4 protein-coding genes are annotated in these 4,294 nt (G+C 41.7%); 1 reads left to right on the forward strand and 3 read right to left on the reverse strand.

Going from position 1 to position 4,294, the window contains the following annotated elements; genetic code table 11:
- Positions 1-319: 319 nt before the first annotated feature.
- A complete protein-coding gene (locus tag ACYQ2O_RS10750) occupies positions 320-1,033 on the forward strand; it encodes an MgtC/SapB family protein (RefSeq protein ID WP_346024862.1) in 714 nt (237 codons plus the stop codon).
- A 63-nt stretch (positions 1,034-1,096) separates the two neighbouring features.
- On the opposite strand, the gene ACYQ2O_RS10755 is transcribed toward ACYQ2O_RS10750, so the two are convergent.
- From ACYQ2O_RS10755 to rsxC, 3 genes are all read right to left on the reverse strand, one after another.
- A complete protein-coding gene (locus ACYQ2O_RS10755) occupies positions 1,097-1,525 on the reverse strand; it encodes an immunoglobulin-like domain-containing protein (protein WP_346024863.1) in 429 nt (142 codons plus the stop codon).
- Positions 1,526-1,617: 92 nt separating this feature from the next.
- Positions 1,618-2,718: an RnfABCDGE type electron transport complex subunit D gene (locus ACYQ2O_RS10760; RefSeq protein ID WP_346024864.1), complete on the reverse strand. Its 1,101-nt coding sequence runs from the start codon at positions 2,716-2,718 to the stop codon at positions 1,618-1,620.
- 2 nt (positions 2,719-2,720) lie between these two features.
- Positions 2,721-4,034, reverse strand: coding sequence for an electron transport complex subunit RsxC (gene rsxC, locus ACYQ2O_RS10765; RefSeq protein WP_346024865.1), 1,314 nt, complete (start codon positions 4,032-4,034; stop codon positions 2,721-2,723).
- Positions 4,035-4,294 lie beyond the last annotated feature (260 nt).

Consider the following 4,294-nt stretch of genomic DNA (forward strand, 5'->3'; position numbering starts at 1 on the left):
TATGCAAACCAACGGTTAGCTGAGAGAAAGAACAGAAAAGAAATAGCCGTGTAATTTTTAAAAAATAGTCATTTTGAAATTAGACGAGTGTTTCCTTTTTTAAAAAGTTAGTTATGAAATTGGTTCAATTACTTTTTTCACATACTTTCTTATAGTTATGTACATGTGAAAAAAACTGGTAGGTTCTGCTAATAATTTTAGTATACAATATGTAGCAGAAAGATGAAAGTAATTCCCTGTGATCTCTACAAATTCATTCTTGTATTTATTTGTCAAGTTAACGATAATAGTGTTATAAAAGTATGAGGGAGGAATCGGTTTGGAATTTACTCAGATAGAATTATTTTTAAGACTGATTCTCGCTGCAGTCGTCGGCGGGGTAATTGGTTACGAACGAGAACTTAAGGGTCGCGATGCTGGGATACGCACCCATACTCTAGTCAGTCTGGGTGCAGCGATCATTACGATGACGCAACTGGAAGCCAGCAGATGGGTCTTGAACTTTGCCATGGACAACCCCGATTTTTCAACAATATTATCAACCGACATTACTCGTCTTACCGCTCAGATTGTCAACGGGATTGGATTCCTGGGCGCAGGAACAATTATTGTAAGTAGACGCACAGTGACTGGACTGACAACGGCTGCTTCAATATGGGCTGTAGCAAGTTTAGGTATTGCCGTGGGTATGGGTTATTATTTCATGGCAATCACAAGTACATTTATCATGCTGATCGTTTTGCGTCTGCTTAAAGGATTATTCAAGATCGACAGTACTAAACAACTGGAGATTCAGTATAAAAATAGAGATGCTACACTTGCTTATCTAGTGGAAACTTTTAAAGCAAACAATATCACTGTTGTTTCAACAGATCATTCTATTACCTATTTGGAAGACGGAAGTTCAATTTGTGAAGATATGTATACATTGCACCTTCCCGCACAGTTTAACATGATACATTTCATATCTCAGGTTGGTGATTATGAAGACATTCTTAAGATCAATACCATCAAAACTACACCAGACAATTAAGGAAAAGCAATAAAGATGTCAGTTGTCGCTAACAAGCTGACTTATCTTTATTGCTTTATCTTTTTATTCCACAGTAAACTCGGCAGTCAGCACTTCTCCTTCGATCTGTCTGACGACTCGGTACTCACCTGGTTCGAAGGGCTCATAATAATGCATGTTCAGTTCGTCTTCTGCCTCTTCTCCCGGACCCAGTATATGGGCAATCATAATAAATGACATCTCTTCCTCTGGTTCAACGGTTATCCACTGGTCCCCTTCCTGCTTTTCGACAGTAAACGCAATGCCATAGCTTATCTCTTCTTCAGACTGATTCGACACAGTAAGAATGAATGTCTCTCCTTCTGAATCATACACTTCCTGATTCAAGCTTATAGATACACCGTCCAATGTATCTACTTCTTCAAACGGTGACGGTTCTCTTATGTCTCCGCACCCGCTTAAAACCATTCCAATGATAAAAACTGCTCCTGCTGCAAGTATTTTTTTCAGCATACTTAGCACACCCTTTTCTATTTTCTTAAGTATACGCTGAATAATACGTAAAAAAAACGGCCGGATCATTTTCCAGCCGTTTTATTATCTACTCAATTGTCTGTCAGCACGTCACGCTTGGTAAGCGGCTCTGTCAGATCATAATCCGGATGAACTCCGGGACGTTTCTTGTGACCGTAAATGCGCGGCATAACCAGTTTGTCTACAAATGGAATGATCGCATTCATAATCAGTATTGAGAAGCCAACCCCTTCAGGTGAAAAATATCCAATTCTGAAAGCCGCAGTAATGATGCCAGCGCCGATCGGAAATACCGTTCGACCAAGAGGAGTCAGGCCACCTGAAGCATAGTCTGTGACCATGAAAGTTCCTGCCAGAAGCAAGGCCCCACTTAGAATGTGATACATCATGAATTCGAAATCAAATCCTGAGTAAACCAGCATGATCAGAGCAACTGTTCCGATGTACATTGCCGGTATCTTAGGATTGATAATGCGTCGGAAAATCAGAAACGCCATCGCGATGAGTAATGCGAGTGCACTTGTTTCACCAAGAGATCCGCCCCATCCACCTTGATTTCCCAGGAACATATTCCAAAGCGTCTGCGCGCCGTCCGGTACTTCCTGCGCACCACTTCCAATGTAGAACAAGGGTGTTGCAGCAGCAACCAGGTCATCTGGAGTTGCAGTTGTAATAGCTTCTGCCTGACTTGCTGTGGTTATTATATCTTCTCCTGAAACAAATGTATTTACAATCCAAGGTGCCATCAAATACATGACTCGTCCGCCTACCGCGGGATTGAACCGGTTTCTGCCGATTCCACCCGGAATCATCTTGACAACAATAATCGCGAATAGACTGACAATAATAATACTGTACCATTGGACACCGTTTGGCATACTTAATCCAATAAGCATACCTGTAACTACTGCTGATAAATCGGTCACAGTTACACGTTTTCTAACAATTTTTTCGTACAGGTACTCACTGATCACACACGTGATCACAGCAAGAACAGTAAGATAAAGTGTCTGGAATCCGAAGAAGTAGACACCCGCTGCCAACGGAAACAGCATGGAAATAATAACTTGCAGCATGATCCACTGTGATGACCATTTTTCAAATATGTGTGGTGAGTTGTCGAGCACTAAATCGTAATCGGCCAAGGTGGTTTTTGTTTTATTCGTACTCATTCCTACACCGCCTTTGCATTCTGTCTGATAACCGTTTTAGCTTTTCTTATGTTGTCTAGTAAAGGAATCTTGGACGGACAGATATATGAACAGTTTCCGCATTCAATACAGTCCATAGCTCCAAGCTGTTCTGCTTTTTCGATGTCTCCCCGCTCGTAAGCATTACTGATAAGTATAGGCTGTAAGCTTACAGGACAGACGTTAATACATTCTGAACAGCGGATACAATCCATACGTTCTTCATCATCGACTTCTTCTGCAGTAAGGAATGTCACATGAGTGGTCCCTTTAGAGATAGGAATCGCTCCGTCTTTGATGGTTTTCCCCATCATAGGCCCACCGTGAATCACTTTACGTGGCGCTTCCTGGAAGCCTCCACAAAAATCAATCACGTCATCAATCGGTGTACCCAGACGTACAAGCAGGTTTTTAGGGTCGGCAACTGGTGTACCTGAAATCGTGCAGACACGTTCTACCATAGGTTTACCTAAGCGTACCGCACGGTATATCATCTGAAATGTCCCAACATTGGATACGACACAGCCGATATCAGCTGGCAGGCCGCCTGCAGGCACTTGACGTCCTGTACAGTTCTCGATCAACTGCTTTTCAGATCCTTGAGGATATTTAGCTTCAAGGACTTTGATCTCAACTTTATCGTAGCCCTCAGCTGCTTTTTTCAGTGCTTCTCCAGCTTCTTTAGCATTGTCTTCAATACCAATGAATACTCTGTCAACGTTGAAGACTGAATCGATAACGCGGACACCTTCAATAATTTCATCTGCATATTCGATCATCGTACGCAGATCAGATGTAGAATACGGCTCGCATTCTGCTCCGTTAAGAATAAGCGTGTCGATTTTCTTGTCTTTGGGCGGTGACATTTTTACGTTAGTCGAGAATGTCGCTCCTCCCATTCCGGAAATACCGGCTCTTTTGATCAGTTCAGGAACAAGTGCCGGATCCACATTATCTCCTGCTTCCGGAAACGGCGCTTCTTCTGTGTATTCTCCATCATTTTTTATGATGACACATGTGTAGATATCACTGAGTACATCACGTTCTTCAATAGAAATGACTTCCCCACTTACTGATGACAGAATATTTGCAGAAATGAAGCCTTGAGCTTCCCCCAACAAGGTTCCCACCTTCACTTTGTCGCCCACTTCCACTACTGGCTTGGCCGGAGCACCCAAGTGCATGGACATCGGGAAAACCATGATAGCCGGTGCATCTATTTTTTCAATTGCCTTATGGTGTGTACGCGATTTATTATGTTTAGGATATGTGGCTTTTTGTACTGTTTTGAAACGCATTCCCTTTCCTCCTCAAATATATGTAACTCCTATTTCAACCCTAACTGTGTAACAACTTGATTTAGTCTAAATTCAATAGAATTATAATAATTTCACAATAATTTTTCATGAGTATATCGCTACATCATCTGACTTAACTCAAGTTTTGCAGTTAAAAAATAGCCTTTGACCCTTGGTGTCATTGACTTGGTACCGATTATTATGCCGCTTTTGATATTTGATTCAGCTGATTTTCTTTTAAAAATGGCTTGAAGAGTTCC

It is taken from the genome of Alkalibacterium sp. m-11, from assembly GCF_054658155.1.

Coding starts and splice junctions, on each gene's coding strand:
- ACYQ2O_RS10760 (WP_346024864.1), bottom strand. CDS start 2,718: ATGAGTACGAATAAAACAAAAACCACCTTGGCCGATTACGATTTAGTG.
- ACYQ2O_RS10755 (WP_346024863.1), bottom strand. CDS start 1,525: ATGCTGAAAAAAATACTTGCAGCAGGAGCAGTTTTTATCATTGGAATG.
- rsxC (WP_346024865.1), bottom strand. CDS start 4,034: ATGCGTTTCAAAACAGTACAAAAAGCCACATATCCTAAACATAATAAA.